The sequence below is a fragment of the Aeribacillus sp. FSL K6-1121 genome, assembly GCF_038003725.1.
Taxonomy (GTDB): domain Bacteria; phylum Bacillota; class Bacilli; order Bacillales; family Aeribacillaceae; genus Aeribacillus; species Aeribacillus composti.
This window is the reverse complement of sequence record NZ_JBBOPS010000001.1, coordinates 3,269,550-3,287,755: the sequence shown is the minus strand read 5'-3', so window position 1 is coordinate 3,287,755 and position 18,206 is coordinate 3,269,550. Positions and strand designations below refer to the sequence as shown.

The following is an 18,206-nucleotide window of genomic DNA, read 5'->3' as shown; positions in this document are numbered from 1 at the left end:
TCTGCTTCTTCCTATCCCCGAATGTTCGCCCTTTTATTCTAATTGTGACGGCGCTTCACACAGATGATTCATTCTGCTTGTTTCACGTTTCTTTCTTTTACTGCTTTTACTTCGTACATGCCTACTTCAACATTAAGCATGTATTCTGGTTTCGGATGGTTGCGCTTTTCTCTGCGAGCGGCAATATGCGCATCGCTTTTTTTCCACCGCTTCCAATGTTCTTCTGATTCCCAGGTGAAGGACAATGACTTCTCCTTCCCATCCCTTTGTTTTTTCACCATAATTTTAATGTCAACAAACCCTTCCTGCTGTTCAATGATTCCCGGTTTGCTGAATTGTTCAACCACTTTCTCTGCGTTCCTTCTGTCACCGTAATTTTTCTTAATTGTACAAACATATTTTTTCTCCCATTTTTTATTGATCAGACTGTGTTTCTTCATCCTCAGTTGCTGACTCTTCTCCGGATTTGTCTTTCCCATCTGTCAGGCTGTCGTATTGCTCAATTTCTTCTTCGTGAATTTCAAACAGTTGGGTGAATTCGTTGATCACCATTTCAATGGCTTTCAGCTCTCCAACCAAAACTTGGTTAATCGATTGCAGTTCTGGTGCAGCCAGCTGCTGTTTTAATGTCGCACGTTTTACATTCAGCCTGTTTAAAAACTCAATAGCTCTCCCACGACGGAATGTTTTTGCACCGTGATGATGCTTTTTTCTGCGGTATCCCCCCTCTTTTGGATGGTGTTGCCCTTCGTGTGAAAATTTCTCGTTCGGACCGAACCCTTTACCGAATTTGTCTCTCATTTGTGCACTCCTTTCTGTATACAAATGTATACGATTATTATTGTATACATTTGTATACAACATGTCAAATTTTCCATTATGGGAAATTTTTATGACACTGAATCAACTTCATAATTGCCCTTTTTAAAAATGTAAAAACCGCCACTATCGACGATACTTCTTTGGTTTTCCAGAGTTTCAAGAAGGTCAACCGTTTAATCCCTCTCTGATGCCTCATTTCCGCAAACAATCAGGCTTGGAAATCATTCATGAAGCGAACGAATGGAGGAATCAAGAAAGCACAACGTCAGAAAGCTCAAGATTCTTCCAACGATGAAACACCCAGCCGGCAAATCATCTGATTTGAGAAAAATGCTACATAGAGCTTATTTTTGAAATTTCCTGAATTGTACAGGGACAAATGCCGGAAATAAAGCATAAATAAATACAGTAAAAATTCGTTAATTTGGGAGTGAGGTGTCATGAAAACTCCATGGATTCACCATGAGAGGATGCAGCAAATACGTTCTAAACAAATGGACATTTTTAAATCTTCAAGAGTTCAAAAAAAATCTGTATGTGCCAATTTTCAGCATACAAAAGAAGAAAATGATAGTCACAAATCAGATATTGTGGCAAATCGCATTGATACAGCAGAAGCAGATGATTCACATGAAAATTACGGTATAAAAAAGGTGCCCAAACTAAACAAAAATAAAAATAATGTTTCCAAACTGATGAATTTATACAAAAAGTATAATATGGCTAAAAGAAATCATACAGGCAGCATCTGTGGTCCCACTCAACCATCGAATGGAACGACCGATCCTGAACACGTTTCCTCAACTGATGATCACACTTTAAAAACGGATGATTCCTATATTAAGCAGATTTCTTTACCTAGCCCTGGCCATGAGACTAAGGAGTATTCCTCAGCCGATTCGGTTCTTGAGCCTGTTCATACTTCATCCAATTCGGATGAAATAAATGATCAAGAGGATGACTTTGATACTGATCCTATTGATCATTCAGTCGATAGAGCTCATTCATCATCGGATGGAAACAATTCTGAACTAATGCCTTTAGCTAATGCTGATCATGATTTGAAAACGGATTGTTCTTCCCATGATGTTAAGCAGATTTCTCTACCTAGCCCTGGCCATGAGACAAAGGATCAGTCTCCAACCGATTCTATTTTTGAGCCTATTCATATTTCATCCAATTCGGATGAAATAAATGATCAAGAGGATGACTTTGATACCGATCCTATTGATCATTCAGTCGATAGAGCTCATTTATCATCGGATGGAAATGATTCTGAACTAATGCCTTTAGCTAATGCTGATCATGATTTGAAAACGGATTATTCTTCCCATGATGTTAAGCAGATTTCTCTACCTAGCCTTGGCCATGAGACAAAGGATCAGTCTCCAACCGATTCTATTTTTGAGCCTATTCATACTTCATCCAATTCAGATGAAATAAATGATCAAGAGGATGACTTTGAAACCAATTCTTTTGATCATTCAGTCGAGCTTGCTCATTTATTGGATGAAAACAATCTTAAACAAGTTTTTCCAGCTGTTGACGAGCATGCTGTGAATACGGATGAGGCTTCTCATATTAAGCAGATTTCTCTAACTGATCTTGATGAACAGGAGACGAATGATCAACCTGCAACCAATTCGGGTTTTGAGCTAGTTCACGCCCCATCCAGTTCGGATGAAATAAACAATCATAAGGATGTCAGTGAAATCAATCTTATTAACCATACAGTCGAGCCAGTTCATTCATCGGACGATGCCGTTCCTGAACAAGTTTCTTCAGCTGCTGATGAGCATGCTGTGAATACGGATGAGTATTTCCATGCTGATCTTGAACAGGATAAAAAGGATCATCCAGCAGATTCAGCATTTGAACCTGCCCAAGATTTATCCAGTTCGGATGAAATAAACGATCATGAGGATGTTCGTGAAAACAATTTTATTAACCAGCTAGTTCACTCATCAGTTGGAGCTGATCCTGAACAATCTCCTTCAGCTGTTGATGAGCATGCTGTGATTACGGATGAGTATTTCCATGCTGATCTTGAACAGGATAAAAAGGATCATCCAGCAGATTCAGCATTTGAACCTGCCCAAGATTTATCCAGTTCAGATGAAATAAACGATCATGAGGATGTCCGTGAAAACAATTTTATTAACCAGCCAGTTCACTCATCAGTTGGAGCTGATCCTGAACAATCTCCTTCAGCTGTTGATGAGCATGCTGTGATTACGGATGAGTATTTCCATGCTGATCTTGAACAGGATAAAAAGGATCATCCAGCAGATTCAGCATTTGAACCTGCCCATGCTTCATCCAGTTCGGATGAAACGAACGATCAAGATGTCTTTAAGATCAATTTTATTAACCATACAGTCGAACTAACTCGTCCATTGGATATTGCCGATTCTGAACAAGTTCCTACAACAGATGTTGTTCGTGCTTCGAAAATGGATGAGACTTCTCATGCTGCTGGTCTTGAACAGAATACAAAGGATCATGCTCTAACCGATTCAGTTTTTGAACCTGTTCCTGCTTCATCCGGCCCGGATGAAATAAATGATCAAGAAAATATTCATGAAACCAATTTTATTGACCATAAAGTTGAGCCGGATCATTCGTCGGATGGTGTCGTTCCTGAACAAAATTCCTCAGCTGATGTTGAGCATATTGTGAAAACGGATGAGGTTTCTCATGCTGAACAGGAGATAAATAAAAAATCTCCGACCGATTCTGTTTTTGAGCCTGTTCATCCTTCATCCGAATCGGATGGAACGAATGATCAAAAAGCTATTAATTTTGATAATGCAGATGAATCTATCAAATATGGAAAAACATGTTCAATGACTATAAAAAGACCATTTTCGACTTTTGTAGAAATAGATGACTTTCTTCATTCTCCTATCTTTAGCAATATAGTTCAAAATTCAGCTGAATTTCTTGACTTAAACAATAAACAAACTCCTCAATTAAACACAAAATTACTCAATACGACAACTTATTATCCTGAACAGCCTGAATGTCGTTTAGTTTGCTCTAAAATTCATGAAATGATCTCTTTAACTGACACTGTACACACTTATAGTAAGAATAATACAAATAATCATTATCAATCTATTGCAGTTCCCCTGCATGACTCAAAAGCTGCGAAAACAAGCGAAACAGATAACAAAACTTGTACATCTCATGACTTTATACAAATTAGAGTTCCAGTTGTAGCAGGGGAATACAAAATGGAAATAATTTTAGAAGAAGATGTTGTATTTGAAGAAGAGATTTTGGGCGTTAAAGAAATCTCTAAAGAGGTCGTACTAACAAATTGTAAATTCGTACCTACTCAATTCTCCCCATCATTAGATAATGGAACATGTACAGCACTGAAAGGAAATTTATTTATAAAAGGATATATATCACAAAATATTGAGTACACTGCCGCAGACAACGGAAATGAAGGTTCCAAACAAAATGAATCAGTACCTTACTATCGTCAATTGCACCAAAAAATTATATTGGATTTAATCGTTCATTTATTACAAGTACAACAAGTTCGGGTCAGTTATGCTGGCAATGGAATCTAGAGATCATCGAATGTATACGAAATCCACTCTTTGATTTAAAAATGAGAAAAATGATTATGTGAAAAGCCCAAACTTAAAAATGAATGCTGCATATTGTATTAATGCAGAGTTTGGAAAACTCAAAAAAAAATTAAGGAGTGGATTTTTTCATGAGTAAAGACGATCATCAAATCCCAGCTTGCCCAGTAAAATCGACAGAACAAGTACCATTATCAAATGAAAATACCGATTTAGTTCTTACACCAGATGTTACTGTAACTCTTAAAACTCCAGTTGTATTAGCAGAAAAAACTATTCAAGTGGTAGTAGAGGCAGATATTCCGCTTGATCCGCCAGCAACTGAAATTAAGAGAGTGACAAAAAACGTATTTTTGGAACAAGCGAAACTAGTACCTGTTAGATTTACACGTATTGGTACAACGGACTATTTTAGAGTAACTAGAGCGAAATTATTTGTATCAGGATTTATTCGCAAAGATATTGAATATGCTTCCAGAGACTGCAATGGAGCACTTCAAGACAGAATTGCAGACGTTCCGTTCTCTGGTTTTACAGAACTTGCAGACGCTGCTCCAACCGGAGATTTCCTTCTTTTCCCAATAATAGGAATTTCTGATCAAAGCAAAGCTCTCTTCTTAAATGAGAAAAATGACCTTGTTCCTCGTTTGGATAAATATTTCTTCCAAAATCTCGTCAAATATAATGAACAACCATACGGTGAATTAATAGCCGCAAACTTCTATGAACTTGATTTCTCACCAGTTAAAGTAGGACCTGAAGGCCAGTTTAAAACATTGCGCGAAAAAATCGTCTTAGATCTTACTGTGAAATTATTACAAGTTCAACAATTTCAAACTACAGCTACACAAGTAACTCCTAGTTTCCCTGAAGGAACTTTAGATGCTGCCACAAACAGATCTAAACACAAATAACTAGTTCAGAAGCCGTGACTTTTTGGGTCATGGCTTCTACTTTTCTTTTTAACTGTTATTTCTTCGCTTTCTCGTTAAAAGAAAATTTAAGCCCTTTATCGGCTGAACCTGCTGCGAGAGCTCGGGCTTTCCTAAACGTTTTCCCTTGTTCACTCACTGCAGCTCTAAGCGTAGCTTATTTGCCATTATCTTGAGTAACTCTGATATGTTCCAGTGCTTTTGCGCCGCTCTTAGTATTCAGTCATGTTAGGTTGTTCATCGATTTCTCGAAAGACAGCCCAATCACCAGGATGGACTCACGGTTTGGAAAAATACGAATCTCTTCAATGAGTTGTTCCACACGCTCGGTAAGTCTCAAGCGGTTTTTGCAGCGTTTAGGAAACGCAAGAACAGCAGAGGCATCATCAAAGTCCGTGTATAATCTTCCATCACCTGATTGCGTACAGTTTAATTTCTGAGACATAAAATCGCTCTGATGAGTTCCGTTAATGCAGCCGGCAAAGCGGCAATAACGCAAGTATGGAGTTGAGTTTTCTACAGGTGCAGTCCGTCAATATTATACATACATGAGAATACGTACATGAAGCTGAAGTGTTGAGGAAAATGTTTCGGAATGTATACATTCTTTTTTTATGTCATTTCACAAAAAGTGACGAAGAATCCGCATTTTTTCTGCTTAAAACCATTCTTGAAAAGTAATAGCTACAATGATACCGAGCATATTTAAGAGAACATCATCTTTATCTACTGTCCTAGTACCAATTTTGAACAGATAGAGCAGCAACTGAACCAGTTCTATCAAGACAGGTATACCTATAGATAAATTGATCACTTTAATATTTTTCATATTTTTTCTCGACAAGAACAATCCGGTGGGAGAGGTAAGAAGTATATTTCCTAATAAATTCGTCATCGCAATTGAAAAAGGCGAAGTACCGTTCCCTCTACTCTTTCACGATAAGATCCAGCTTTCGTTTTAGTTACAGTATCAACTTTGGAACATGTCTCCCCATCAGTTTCACCTGTATTCAAGGATGTCACATCCTTTTATATAGTCGATTTATCCGCTTATATGATTTATCCGATAAAATTCGCATGCTACACGGAAATAGACAATAATTGATTTTTCATTAAATTTTGTTTCCAACTTCTGATTAAAGGATAATCTTTGTAATCAACTTTATACATATTCCAATTTCCTTCTTTCATAGTTATTTAAGAATTTTTACAAAACAAAAAAAAACAGCCTAACTAATCTAGTTAGACTGTTTATATAAACAAACTTATTCACTTATAACACGATTTTGCAAACTTTATTAGACGGTCTAAAAGAAAACCATCGGTTCTCTTCCATGAGAAATACTTTAATTAATGGCCTTACAGTAACTTTTTATCTTCATCACATACAATTTCAACTTGTTTATAATATCGACGACAGCGTTAAATACATTGAAAAAATTGAGAAACTATGATAAATTAGTAAAGAAACACACTTTGTTTAAATTATAAAAATAGTATACCTATTATAATTATAAAACATAAATCCTCTTCAGTCAATCCCCATTTTTATTTTTTAAAGGAGTGCTTAATATGAATACAGAACTTCGGCAGGAGCAAGAACGATTGGACAGCATAATGGCGATCATTGTGGAGCAAATCGGCATGCTGGAAAACGAAACCTCCCAGCGTCGAAAAGAAGTGATTGATTTCCGCAAACATTTTTGGGATGACGTCAAGGTGAATACTGATACGTTCGACGATTATCTTGAGACGATCATCGCCTTGAGACAACAGGCGCAGAACCTGTCCGTGAGCCAAAGCACCCACAGACAAGCCTTCAAGAGGTTGTCCACCCTGCGCCGCATGCAGGAGGTGCCTTATTTCGGTCGAATCGATTTCATTGAGGAAGGGACTTCAGCTGCTGAACGAATCTATATCGGTATCTCCACGCTCACGGATACAAGCGGAGAGAACATCCTGATCTACGACTGGAGGGCGCCGGTCTCGAGTGTCTACTACGATTACGCGCCCGGCCCGGCCGAATATACTACTCCCGGAGGCACAGTCCGCGGCATGCTGGAGAAAAAGTGGCAATATATCATCCGCGGCGGCGTTATCAAGTCGATGTTCGATACGAGTCTCACCATTGGAGACGACATTTTACAGCAGGTGCTTGGCAGAGTGACAGACAAACATATGCACAACATCGTGGCCACCATTCAACGGGAACAAAACCAGATCATCCGTCATGATCGCGGGCGGCTGCTCATCGTGCAAGGACCCGCCGGCAGCGGCAAGACATCGGCCGCCCTGCAGCGGATCGCTTACTTGCTCTACAAATATCGGGATAAGCTGAGAGCCGATCAAATCATTTTATTTTCACCTAATTCGATGTTTAACAGCTACGTATCCAATGTGTTGCCCGAACTAGGCGAAGAGAATATGCAGCAGGTCACCTTCCAGGAATATTTGGAATATCGGCTGAGCAAAGAATTTCAAATCGAGGATCCATACGAGCAATTGGAATATATGTTGACTGAAGCGGATGACTCTTTATACCGGACTAGAACTGCGAGCATCCGATTCAAGGCATCAACCCGTTTCTTCGAGACGATTAAAACATACTGTAAGTCGCTGGAATTATCCGGCATGCTATTCAAAGATATTCTATTTAGAGGAAAACCGATCATCACCGCCAAACAAATCACAGAAAGGTTTTATAGCAGCGACACCTCGCTCCGTTTTCACAGCAGACTTGAAAAGCTGGCAGATTGGCTAAACAAGCAAATCGATGAAGCGGAGAAGCTTGAACGGACTAAGCCATGGGTGCAGGAAGAAATCGAGCTGCTTAGCAACGAGGATTATCATAAAGCTCATACTCTCTTACGGAAAAAACGCGGCTTTAAAGCAGAAACGTTGAACAACTATGAGAACGAGATCGAAGCGCTGGGCCAATTGATCGTTCGCAAGAAGCTGAAACCGTTGCGCAAACGGATCCGAACGCTTCGTTTCATCGACATGAAGGGAGTATACAAGCAGCTTTTCGCCGATCCAACGCGGGTCAAACAGTGGATGGAAGGGGAAACACCCGAGGAGTGGGAGTATATTTGCCGATTGACTGTAAAAACGCTAGACGAAGGCAAACTGTTTTACGAAGATGCAACTCCGTATTTATTTTTGAAAGAGCTGATTCAAGGCTTTCAGACGAACGTCTCGATCAAACACGTGCTTGTAGACGAAGCGCAAGATTATTCTCCGTTTCAATTCGAATTTTTGAAGCGTTTGTTTCCTTCGGCGAGGATGACTGTGCTCGGCGACTTTAACCAAGCGATATTCGCTCATGCCAGTGAAACAGTCGATTTCCACACGCTTACCAGCCTATACGGACCGGATAAAACGGATTCGATCACCTTGACCCGCAGTTACAGATCCACAAGACAGATCATTGAATTTACGCGCGGACTCGTACCCGATGGCGAACGGATCACTGCTTTTGAACGCGACGGCGATAAGCCTGTGTTGACGAGAGTGTCCGATCAAGCTGAACTGCACCACTGTATTGCTTCCAAAGTCGCGGACTTGCGGAAACGGGGATATAATACGATCGCGATTATATGTAAATCTGCTGCGGAAAGCACCGCCGCATACGAAGCACTGAAAAGAGTTGAAGATATAAAACTTGTGAAGAGCGGCTCTACCGAATATGAACAAGGTGTTGTCGTTATACCGGCGTATTTGGCGAAGGGCATCGAATTCGACGCCGTCATCATTTATAACGCTTCATCGCACGTATACGGCGTTGAGAGCCTGCGCAGATTGTTCTACACCGCCTGCACCCGGGCTATGCATTACTTGCAGCTTTACAGTGTAGGCGAACCGAGCCCCTTTTTACAGAACGGTGCGCCGGGTAGTTTCCTTCAGATCCCGGGTTAACACGAAACTGGTCTGGTGTCTGAAATGTATCACTGTCATTAAACGGCCATATATGATATAAAAAACCACTTGCCAGCATCCCTTCAATACCATACCCCGAGTTAGGCAACTTGTTTAATGGAAGGTAATGAAGGGATGTCAGCAGTAGCTGAAATAATTAAATCAGACATGTGAAATTCTATATGATGTGTTAAAAGTTCTGTAAGCAGCAAGGTTCCGTAATTTTTCGGTAAAAGCTTTTTTACTAGGATATCGCGAACAGATCAATACACAATATCCAATTTATGCCCGGCGCATATATACACGGACGGTGATGGGCGCAAAGATTGCCACAATGGCAGTAGCCCCGATGAGAGAGACAGCAAAATCCGAGCCAATAGTTCCAGCATTGATCAGATCACGGACGGCAGTAATAATATGCGAAACTGGATTAATCTTCGCAAACCATTGAAGCCAATCGGGCATCGTCTTGACTGGAACAAAAGCATTAGAAAGAAACGTTAGCGGAAACAGCAAAAGCATTGCGATTCCTTGTACGCTTGAAGCCGTGCGCGCAATCACGCCAAAAAAAGCAAAGATCCAGCTGATTGCCCAAGAACATACAATGACAAAAACCGCAGCGATGACGACGTACCCCAGTCCTCCTTCTGGACGATAGCCCATGATATACCCCATCACAAACGTGAGCACTGTTGCAATGGTATATCGGATGGTGTCTGCCAACAGAGCGCCCGCCAACGGAGCAATGCGGGCAATTGGCAGCGACTTAAAGCGGTCGAACACGCCCTTATCCATATCCTCTCGCAGTTGGATTCCGGTCACAACAGATGTCGCGATAACAGTCTGCACGAGGATACCAGGAATGATGATTGGCAAATAACTATGCACATTTCCCGAGATCGCCCCGCCAAAGATGTAGGAAAACATTAAGGTGAAGATGATTGGCTGAAGCGTAACATCAAATAATTGCTCAGGCGTACGCCGAATCTTCAGTAAACCACGGTAGGCCATCGTCAACGAGTTGCGCACTGCCTGTCCAAAGCTTGTATTGTTTTTTAGTTGACGCTTTGCAACTAGCTGATTAGAAGCATTTTTCATATCCTTACCTCCTCTGTTTCATCGAATGTCTCTGTTGTGTCCTCCCTCACACTATGACCAGTAATGGTTAAAAAGACCTCGTCAAGAGTCGGCTTCTGAACACTCAATTCAGACAAGCGGATCCCTGTCTCGCGAAGAGCGATCAGCAAATCCGTAACTCGGTCAGCGTCCGCCATCGGTGCCGTAATCTTTCCTGTTTCCAACGACACATTGGACCGGACTTTGAGCACCTGTTCAACGGTCTGGCGAGCATTTTCGATATCTTTTGCATTTTGGATTTTTAATTGTAACGACGAACTGCCAACCGACGCTTTCAGCTCATCCGCTGTTCCCTCGGCAACGACTCGGCCGCGATCAATCACCGCGATTCGATCAGCTAGTTCGTCAGCCTCCTGTAAATACTGAGTTGTTAACAGTACGGTTGATCCCTGCTTGACCAATCGCCGGATCGTCTCCCACATTTGATTGCGCGTGCGTGGATCCAGTCCTGTAGTCGGCTCGTCTAAGAAGATGAGCGGCGGCTGTGCAATAAGGCTTGCTGCCAGATCCAGCCGGCGCCGCATACCGCCGGAGAAATGCTTCAACGGGCGCTTCGCCGCTTCTGTCAAACCAAATTCCTCCAACAACTCCAGAGCTTTGCGCCTTGCCTCGGTACGGCTCAACCCTAGCAACCGAGAAAAGATGACTAGATTTTCGATCGCGCTGAGTGACTCGTCAACCGATGCATATTGGCCAGTCACACCAATCAACTGACGCACGATCTGCGGCTCCTTCACCACATCATAACCAAAAATGTATGCCGAACCTGCGTCTGGTCGCAATAAAGTCGCCAGCATTCTGACTGTTGTGGTCTTGCCTGCCCCGTTCGGCCCAAGCACGCCGTAGATTGTCCCAGCGCGCACATTCAAATTTACGCCGTCAACCGCACGTTTATCGCCAAAAGTTTTTACGAGTCCGTGCGCTTCAATAGCCCAATCACCATTGCTTGACACTGTTTGGTATCTATGTCCCATTTCATTTCCTCCTCTGCAACTAAGTACATTGGTGATGGTAACACCTCTTTATGAACTGAATATGAACAATGAATCCCCATGATGAAACATGTTAATGCTGGAAATTTGCCCGGCAAAAGCATGAATCAGTTTTATACCGCTTATGGACGTGGTTCATCCTAAATGGATCGGTGTCGCGTCCATAAACAACAATAGACATTCTTCTTTTGTCATCAATATCATATAGATCGTTATTGTTTCTCTCTGCTTATCCATAAAAATATTTTTTTAGTAAATATAATTCGCCTAATATAGTCACGTGGCAACAAATGCAGTAATTTTCATCAGAAAATTTAATGATCCGTGTTATTTATCCAATATATGTATATTTATAGGAAATAAATATGCAGAAGCTTTATATGAAGGAACCTGCCATTTATCATCTTTAAAAGAATGATCGAGCCAAGATTGGTGCTTCGCAACAGATAAAGTTACTGAGGAAAAATAAGGTAGAATTTGGGGTATATTGAATGGTATAGAAGCTTTGGTGATATACAATACTGTGTTGGTAAATAAAATCAGAGGCAATTCGCAAAATAATAGCCCTTGCATAGAGGGTCTCCGTTAAAATGAAAATGCGATCCAACATTTGAAAGGAGAAACTCCATGCAAGAGCACATTCAATAGAAAAAGCAAACATTCAAAAACAATAGGCAGCGATTTTGTTCTTTGTATCTGAGTAATGATCACCCTTCAAATAGCTTTACAACACCGCAAGCCTTAGAAAAACGCGGTCATTATGACCATCCCATATCCTTGGAAAGCTGTTGAGTTTTTCATCCTAACAAGCCTCGCAGCAGTTAGTAATCGTAAATTGGTTTTCCCAATCCTTGTTTCCTAAACGTTCCCGATACAAGGGTCACTACAGAGCATGTCGCTGGATTAAATGACAGATTTTATCGTTTCTTTTAGCACTGAAACGGAATAATTAAATTGTTCTTTTTCCTTTTCGTTTAGTTCAATTTCGATTATTTCTTGAACACCGTTACGATTAAGTTTGGCAGGTACTCCAATATATACATCATTTTGTCCATATTCACCTTCTAGATAGGAAGATACTGTCAGGATACTATTTTCATTTTTAAGAATTGCTTTTGTAATTCGGACAAGGGACATTCCTATTCCATAGTATGTCGCCCCTTTTCGCTCAATGATATGATAAGCAGCGTCACGGACGTTTACGAAGATTTCCTCTAAACATTCTTTCTTTAAATCTTTCTTTCTCTCTAAAACATCATCAAGATTCTCTATTCCGATCTTGGCATGGCTCCAAACTGGAAGCTCGGTATCTCCATGTTCCCCTATGATAATTGCATGAATATTTCTTGTATCCACATTGAAATACTTCCCTAATTCAAATCTTAGACGTGCAGAATCTAAGACTGTTCCTGAACCAATGACACGTTCCTTTGGCAGTCCTGACTCCTTCCAAGTGACATAAGTTAAGATATCTACCGGATTTGTTGCCACTAAAAATATGCCATTAAATCCACTTTTCATAATCTCTTTGATAATTTGTTTAAATATTCGCGTATTTTTCTCAACTAATTGCAATCGGGTTTCACCTGGTTTTTGTGCCAATCCCGCAGTAATAACAACTAAGTCCGCATTTGCGCAATCTTGATAAGAACCGCTCCATACCTTTATTGGCGAAGGTGCAAACGGCACTCCATGATTAAGATCCATCGCCTCGCCTTCAGCTTTTGCTTCATTTATATCAATTAAAACTAATTCCTCAACGACCCCCTGATTAATTAGTGAATAGGCATAACTGCAGCCTACAGCTCCTGTTCCAACGATTACAACACGATTTACTTTTTCTTTATTCATAGTTATACATCCTCCTTAAAATGTTATATGATTAAAATAGTAGCCAGCTAACTAATCCAATTACAGCAAGCAAACATAAACTATATTTTATTGTCACTTTAAATAAATCACTTTCTTTTCCTGCTAATCCAACTGCCGCAGCTGCAACAGCAATTGATTGAGGTGAAATCATTTTAGCCATTGTACCACCCATTACATTGACAGCAACCATCGTTTCAGGTGCTATTCCAATTTGTGAAGCAGTGACAGCTTGAAGTGGAGCAAATAAGGAACCGCTGTTTACAACAGATCCTGTTAAAAATACTCCTAACCACCCCAGCACTGGCGAGAATAAAGGAAATACCTTACCTGTTGAAGCAAATGCTAAGCCTAATGTTGATGACATGCCAGAGTAAGTACAAATATAAGCAAAAGCAAGTACACTGCAAATGGTTAGAACAGGTGATACTAATTCTTTTGAAGTTTCTTTTGCGATTTCTCTAAGCTGCTTATTGCTGCAGCGAAAAAGAATGCTTGCGACAATGATTGTCATTACAATCGCTGTTGTCGTAGATGAAAATAAATCCAACTTAAATACCGCAGCCATTGGAGCATCTTGCGTCACAATTGGTGCATGTTTTATAACTAAGTTGTCCAATCCTGGAATCGGAAACAACAACACTAGCTTTTCTAAAAGGCCGCCTGGGAGAAATAATTTTTTAAAAAATGGTAGATTAAACAAAGTAACACATATGGTTAAAAATACAAATGGCAGCCAAGCATAAGCGATTTTCCCAAAAGAATACTTAATTTGCTTATCTACCGCTTTCTCTCTATTTACACGGTAAATTTCTTTAGGTTTCCATACTTGTAAAAATAAAGTTAATACTACTAAGCTCACAATCGCTGCAAAGATGTCTGCTAGTTCTGCCCCTAAAAAAGTGAGAACAAGTGCCTGTGTAAGCCCAAATGAACCCCCGCTTACTAAAATGGCTGGGAAGGTTTGTCTAATTCCTTTGAATCCATCAATGATAAATATCAGCAGGAATGCTACGACAATACTTAATGCAGGAAGGACCAATGCTGTATATCTTCCCACAACTAGACCATCCAAATTTGTAAGGAGGGCGGGAACAGTTACTGGAATCCCCATTGCTCCATATGCACCGCCTGCTATGTTTGCAATCAAACAAAGACCAGCTGCATATAACGGACTAAATCCAAGCCCTACTAAAATGGCTGCCGTTATGGCAACGGGTGCTCCAAATCCTGCAGCTCCTTCTAAAAATGCCCCAAATGAGAATGCCACAATAAGAACTTGCAATCTTTGATCCACTGTAATAAAAGAAATACTTTTTTCAATAATGGCAAATTTTCCGGTTTTTACTGTTATTTTATAAAGGAAAATAGCAGCAAATACGATTGATGCTACTGGCCATAAACCGACTAAAATTCCATATATCGCAGACATCAAAACTAAGATTGCAGGCATTTTATAAATAAAGACGGCAAAAATGCCTGCAGCAATTATGCTGAAAAGCCCTGCTATATATCCTTTTAATTTAAATACTGTCAGCAAAACAATAAAAACGATGATAGGAACGGCAGCTATAATAGCTGAAAGCCATATATTTTCCAATGGATTATAAACTTGCTCCCATACATGCATCTTGTTCAGCCCCTATACTCTAAAATCGACGAAATGATTTTGTGATATATTTCACAATATGTATTACATCCTCCCCCTAAATTATTTATTTTGCTTACAAAGTTAGTATAACATCTGTTTGTGAAATTTTTCACAATATATATGAAAAAAATATGAACTTTTGAGACATGTCGAGTAAAGTAATGATAAAAAGGAGAAAATCATTTATGAAGGAATAAGAGGGTTAGATAATCTTTAAAATTTAATATAAAAATATAATAATTAACTAGATGAAAAGTGATGAGGACGACTAAACTTACTATTTTATAAAATAAAAATTTTACGTAAATTTTTTTACATGTCTATTTTCTTGACATAATACCAAGACGAATATAGTAAAAAAGGGCTGTTCAGAATGAGGCATCCAAGTTTTTTGATGGAAGATCTACACACTAGGAATAAGTAAACTAAAATTCATTTTACCCATAATAACAAAATGCAACTGTTCGTAAATTCACCGGTCTAATCAACTTAGAACTCCGGAATCTTCTTGATCGTCAGCAATTCACCATGATGTAGAGCGAGTTGTTTAGGATTCGATAATTGATTCAATAAGAGTTTTCTCCGTTCTACAATTTTTAAAGGGTGTCGGTGTGTATTTAAAATGTGAGCAATTTGAATGGTACATGTCTTATAGTAACTGCATACGTCGAGAATATATTTATGAAGCAATGGCAATCCAAAATCATCATATGCTTCTAAAGTTTCAGGATCACACAAACCATAAACGATTTCAATTTGCACGGGATAATCGAATCCATCTACTTTTTCATCACTTTCTGTTAAGTCAAGAGTTTGATCAAGAGCTATTTTACTCCCATTTAAATTAATAAAACCACTTTTAGAGTATATACCTGATGGTAGTTTAATATCTGAGGCAAGGTAATAATAATATGTCATAGAAAACCCCTCTCATTTAATGACTTCATCTGTATTTGCGCTAGATAAATTAATTCGGGTCGCAAAACGTCCTTGGATTTTGGAAAAATCTTTTTTCGCTATGGACATTAAGTGACGCTTTTATTTTTTCTTGAGATGTGACAATGACCCATGCTTGGCCCATTGTTGCACTTCGTACACCCTCATTAATCGGACGAAAAATTTCTTTTTTAAATATTTCTTTAACTAACACATAATCTTCTCCTCTATGATATTCTCGTTAATTGATACTGATCTTCATTATGTAAAATCCCAAATAGTCGTAGGTCTAATCCGGTAAAATGACCGGGGTAAAAAAGTATAATTGGTTTACGTTTTTTTGCAAGCAAAAAGTGCAGAGAATTGCAAAATCCTTATGCAGTGATATGCAATGGGGATTTACATGGAGGAGGAGCCATGATAACCTTTTTTGGTTTTGCCAAAACTGTTGGCTAAAGAATCATGGCTACAGAGGATCCATGTCAAGCCCTTGATGGATAGATCACATATATGTATATTTATTCAAAATTTTGATAAAGCACTGTATTTTTTTCTTGTAGAAAACATACTACCATCTCAAAGGTGTCATTGTTAATTTCTAATTCTTCTGCGGATACTTTATATACTGTTGTATCATCATCACTTGAAACTACTTCAACTGTTTCATCAATACTTACATCAATTTGTTCTGTACTTTCAAAAATTTCTTCTGTATTTGGAAATTGGTTATTTCTTCCGCAAATGCAACCGGAGCAACTCCAGCAATATTAATAAACAAAAATGTAGCAACTAATAATTTAATTAATTTCTTTTTCATCTTTTTCATTTAGAATTTCCTCTACCCTTTCTTTTTGTAATGTTAGAAAACCTTCTCCAAATTGTACTTTGTCACCTAACTTCACAACATAATTGGAGAGTTCTTCTTTGATGGTGCTGGCATTATATTTTGAGTCGCTTCTATTCAGGATTGCTGCAATAACACTAGTGGCATATGCAGTAGCGAAAGACGTTCCTGAAAATGTTGAGTAGGATCCTTTGTTATCTGTAGAGATAACTTCTACACCTAGAGCTGAATAATCTATTTTCCCGACTCCCGAATAAGGATCAAGTTTGAATTTTTTATCAAACGAGGAATCAAGTAATCGCTGAACATCCGAGTTCTTATGAACGAAATCAAATGATTACGAATTTAGACCATTACCTAGAGGCGTTATTAGGTAAAACCTCGGGCTATTCGGGATGCAGGTCAACAAATCATCTTTAATCACGGTTGAGACTTTATTTGACGCTTACTTTTAATTTATTTCAAATAATTCCCTTTATACAACAGAACATTTGTTCCTTTCCTGTGGATCATAGTTATGTTAAATTAGTATAATGTAGTAGACAAGCTACTATTAAATTGGAGGTTATTAGATGAAACCTATTTTAAAATATCGTGGTGGAAAAAAAGCAGAAATTCCTTTCTTTATTGACCATATACCCAATGATATCGAAACCTACTTTGAACCCTTTGTCGGGGGTGGTGCTGTATTCTTCCATTTAGAACATGAAAAATCAGTTATCAATGATATTAATTCTAAGCTTTATAAGTTCTATCTTCAATTAAAGCACAATTTTGATGAGGTAACTAAACAATTAAACGAACTACAGGAAATATATGAAAAAAACCAAAAGGAATATGAGGAAAAAAAAGCTCTTGCTCCTGCTGGTGTCAGAGTGGAAAATAAAAATGAAGAACTATATTATGAGCTAAGGAACGAATTTAACTATCCATCAGGAAAATGGCTAGACGCAGTAATTTATTATTTTATAAATAAAACTGCTTATAGTGGGATGATAAGGTATAACAGTAAAGGAGAATATAACGTTCCTTTTGGAAGATACAAAAACTTTAATACAAAAATCATTACTAAACAACACCATAACCTGCTTCAAAAAACAGAAATATATAATAAAGATTTTTCTGAAATTTTTAAGATGGCAAAACCAAATGACTTCATGTTTCTTGATCCTCCATATGATTGTATTTTTAGTGATTATGGAAATATGGAGTTTACAGGTGATTTCGACGAGAGGGAACATCGTAGGCTTGCTGAAGAGTTTAAAAACTTAAAGTGCCGTGCACTAATGATCATTAGTAAAACGGAATTAACTACCGAACTATATAAAGATTATATCGTTGATGAATATCATAAAAGCTATTCTGTAAACATTAGAAATAGATTTAAGAATGAAGCAAAGCATTATATAATCAAGAACTATGATTATGTACGAAAAAATAAAGAAGAAAAATATGAGCAACTTGAACTTATTCATTAGTTAAAGGAACAATGAACTGGCATTGTTCCTT

At 38.7% G+C, this 18,206-nt stretch carries 16 protein-coding genes and 1 pseudogene; 4 read left to right on the top strand and 13 right to left on the bottom strand.

Annotated features, from left to right (window positions below; translation table 11 throughout):
- Nucleotides 1-68: 68 nt before the first annotated feature.
- Together NSQ61_RS16110 and NSQ61_RS16105 are read right to left on the bottom strand one after the other, a co-directional pair.
- A complete protein-coding gene (locus tag NSQ61_RS16110) occupies nt 69-440 on the bottom strand; it encodes an antibiotic biosynthesis monooxygenase family protein (RefSeq protein WP_412674451.1) in 372 nt (123 codons plus the stop codon).
- Nucleotides 415-801 carry a hypothetical protein gene (locus tag NSQ61_RS16105; RefSeq protein ID WP_117016906.1) on the bottom strand — a complete coding sequence of 129 codons (387 nt, stop codon included), beginning with the start codon at nt 799-801 and terminating at the stop codon, nt 415-417. Before NSQ61_RS16105 ends, NSQ61_RS16110 begins: the two co-directional genes overlap by 26 nt.
- A gap of 461 nt (nt 802-1,262) precedes the next feature.
- Between NSQ61_RS16105 and NSQ61_RS16100 the strand changes: the two genes are divergently transcribed.
- A complete protein-coding gene (locus tag NSQ61_RS16100; RefSeq protein ID WP_340807540.1) occupies nt 1,263-4,403 on the top strand; it encodes a BC_2427 family protein in 3,141 nt (1,046 codons plus the stop codon).
- Nucleotides 4,404-4,552: 149 nt separating this feature from the next.
- Nucleotides 4,553-5,335 carry a CsxC family protein gene (locus tag NSQ61_RS16095; RefSeq protein ID WP_117016908.1) on the top strand — a complete coding sequence of 261 codons (783 nt, stop codon included), beginning with the start codon at nt 4,553-4,555 and terminating at the stop codon, nt 5,333-5,335.
- Between the two features lie 286 nt (nt 5,336-5,621).
- On the opposite strand, the pseudogene NSQ61_RS20370 reads toward NSQ61_RS16095, so the two are convergent.
- Together NSQ61_RS20370 and NSQ61_RS20365 are read right to left on the bottom strand one after the other, a co-directional pair.
- Nucleotides 5,622-5,744 (bottom strand): annotated as a pseudogene (locus NSQ61_RS20370) (IS256 family transposase); the annotation flags it as partial.
- A 267-nt stretch (nt 5,745-6,011) separates the two neighbouring features.
- Nucleotides 6,012-6,248 carry a VanZ family protein gene (locus NSQ61_RS20365; protein ID WP_445206398.1) on the bottom strand — a complete coding sequence of 79 codons (237 nt, stop codon included), beginning with the start codon at nt 6,246-6,248 and terminating at the stop codon, nt 6,012-6,014.
- Nucleotides 6,249-6,925: 677 nt separating this feature from the next.
- Between NSQ61_RS20365 and helD the strand changes: the two genes are divergently transcribed.
- On the top strand, nt 6,926-9,268 hold the full coding sequence (helD, locus tag NSQ61_RS16090; protein ID WP_130158239.1) for an RNA polymerase recycling motor HelD: 2,343 nt from the start codon (nt 6,926-6,928) through the stop codon (nt 9,266-9,268).
- Nucleotides 9,269-9,550: 282 nt separating this feature from the next.
- Here helD and NSQ61_RS16085 read toward each other — a convergent pair whose 3' ends face one another.
- The 9 genes from NSQ61_RS16085 to NSQ61_RS16045 all read right to left on the bottom strand — a co-directional run bounded on the left by NSQ61_RS16085 (nt 9,551) and on the right by NSQ61_RS16045 (nt 16,905).
- Nucleotides 9,551-10,366, bottom strand: coding sequence for an ABC transporter permease (locus NSQ61_RS16085; protein ID WP_066251805.1), 816 nt, complete (start codon nt 10,364-10,366; stop codon nt 9,551-9,553).
- Nucleotides 10,363-11,379, bottom strand: a complete 1,017-nt coding sequence (locus NSQ61_RS16080; protein ID WP_340807537.1) for an ATP-binding cassette domain-containing protein — start codon at nt 11,377-11,379, stop codon at nt 10,363-10,365. Before NSQ61_RS16080 ends, NSQ61_RS16085 begins: the two co-directional genes overlap by 4 nt.
- A gap of 921 nt (nt 11,380-12,300) precedes the next feature.
- Nucleotides 12,301-13,248 (bottom strand): L-lactate dehydrogenase, encoded by a 948-nt coding sequence (locus tag NSQ61_RS16075; RefSeq protein ID WP_066251795.1) that lies wholly within the window; start codon nt 13,246-13,248, stop codon nt 12,301-12,303.
- A 31-nt stretch (nt 13,249-13,279) separates the two neighbouring features.
- Nucleotides 13,280-14,896: a lactate permease LctP family transporter gene (locus NSQ61_RS16070; protein ID WP_340807534.1), complete on the bottom strand. Its 1,617-nt coding sequence runs from the start codon at nt 14,894-14,896 to the stop codon at nt 13,280-13,282.
- Nucleotides 14,897-15,406: 510 nt separating this feature from the next.
- A complete protein-coding gene (locus NSQ61_RS16065) occupies nt 15,407-15,835 on the bottom strand; it encodes a hypothetical protein (protein ID WP_339193689.1) in 429 nt (142 codons plus the stop codon).
- 49 nt (nt 15,836-15,884) lie between these two features.
- Nucleotides 15,885-16,067 carry a hypothetical protein gene (locus tag NSQ61_RS16060; RefSeq protein WP_144598567.1) on the bottom strand — a complete coding sequence of 61 codons (183 nt, stop codon included), beginning with the start codon at nt 16,065-16,067 and terminating at the stop codon, nt 15,885-15,887.
- 13 nt (nt 16,068-16,080) lie between these two features.
- Complete coding sequence (locus NSQ61_RS16055; protein WP_242009369.1) at nt 16,081-16,203, bottom strand: BREX protein BrxB domain-containing protein; 123 nt, start codon at nt 16,201-16,203, stop codon at nt 16,081-16,083.
- A gap of 323 nt (nt 16,204-16,526) precedes the next feature.
- Nucleotides 16,527-16,679 carry a hypothetical protein gene (locus NSQ61_RS16050; RefSeq protein ID WP_340734381.1) on the bottom strand — a complete coding sequence of 51 codons (153 nt, stop codon included), beginning with the start codon at nt 16,677-16,679 and terminating at the stop codon, nt 16,527-16,529.
- Nucleotides 16,651-16,905, bottom strand: coding sequence for a S8 family serine peptidase (locus NSQ61_RS16045; protein WP_340808146.1), 255 nt, complete (start codon nt 16,903-16,905; stop codon nt 16,651-16,653). Before NSQ61_RS16045 ends, NSQ61_RS16050 begins: the two co-directional genes overlap by 29 nt.
- Before the next feature lie 364 nt (nt 16,906-17,269).
- On the opposite strand from NSQ61_RS16045, the gene NSQ61_RS16040 reads away from it, so the two are divergent.
- Nucleotides 17,270-18,175: a DNA adenine methylase gene (locus NSQ61_RS16040; protein WP_339198141.1), complete on the top strand. Its 906-nt coding sequence runs from the start codon at nt 17,270-17,272 to the stop codon at nt 18,173-18,175.
- Nucleotides 18,176-18,206: the final 31 nt, after the last annotated feature.

Coding starts and splice junctions, on each gene's coding strand:
- NSQ61_RS16110 (WP_412674451.1), bottom strand. CDS start 440: ATGAAGAAACACAGTCTGATCAATAAAAAATGGGAGAAAAAATATGTT.
- NSQ61_RS16105 (WP_117016906.1), bottom strand. CDS start 801: ATGAGAGACAAATTCGGTAAAGGGTTCGGTCCGAACGAGAAATTTTCA.
- NSQ61_RS16100 (WP_340807540.1), top strand. CDS start 1,263: ATGAAAACTCCATGGATTCACCATGAGAGGATGCAGCAAATACGTTCT.
- NSQ61_RS16095 (WP_117016908.1), top strand. CDS start 4,553: ATGAGTAAAGACGATCATCAAATCCCAGCTTGCCCAGTAAAATCGACA.
- NSQ61_RS20365 (WP_445206398.1), bottom strand. CDS start 6,248: ATGACGAATTTATTAGGAAATATACTTCTTACCTCTCCCACCGGATTG.
- helD (WP_130158239.1), top strand. CDS start 6,926: ATGAATACAGAACTTCGGCAGGAGCAAGAACGATTGGACAGCATAATG.
- NSQ61_RS16085 (WP_066251805.1), bottom strand. CDS start 10,366: ATGAAAAATGCTTCTAATCAGCTAGTTGCAAAGCGTCAACTAAAAAAC.
- NSQ61_RS16080 (WP_340807537.1), bottom strand. CDS start 11,379: ATGGGACATAGATACCAAACAGTGTCAAGCAATGGTGATTGGGCTATT.
- NSQ61_RS16075 (WP_066251795.1), bottom strand. CDS start 13,248: ATGAATAAAGAAAAAGTAAATCGTGTTGTAATCGTTGGAACAGGAGCT.
- NSQ61_RS16070 (WP_340807534.1), bottom strand. CDS start 14,896: ATGCATGTATGGGAGCAAGTTTATAATCCATTGGAAAATATATGGCTT.
- NSQ61_RS16065 (WP_339193689.1), bottom strand. CDS start 15,835: ATGACATATTATTATTACCTTGCCTCAGATATTAAACTACCATCAGGT.
- NSQ61_RS16050 (WP_340734381.1), bottom strand. CDS start 16,679: ATGAAAAAGATGAAAAAGAAATTAATTAAATTATTAGTTGCTACATTT.
- NSQ61_RS16040 (WP_339198141.1), top strand. CDS start 17,270: ATGAAACCTATTTTAAAATATCGTGGTGGAAAAAAAGCAGAAATTCCT.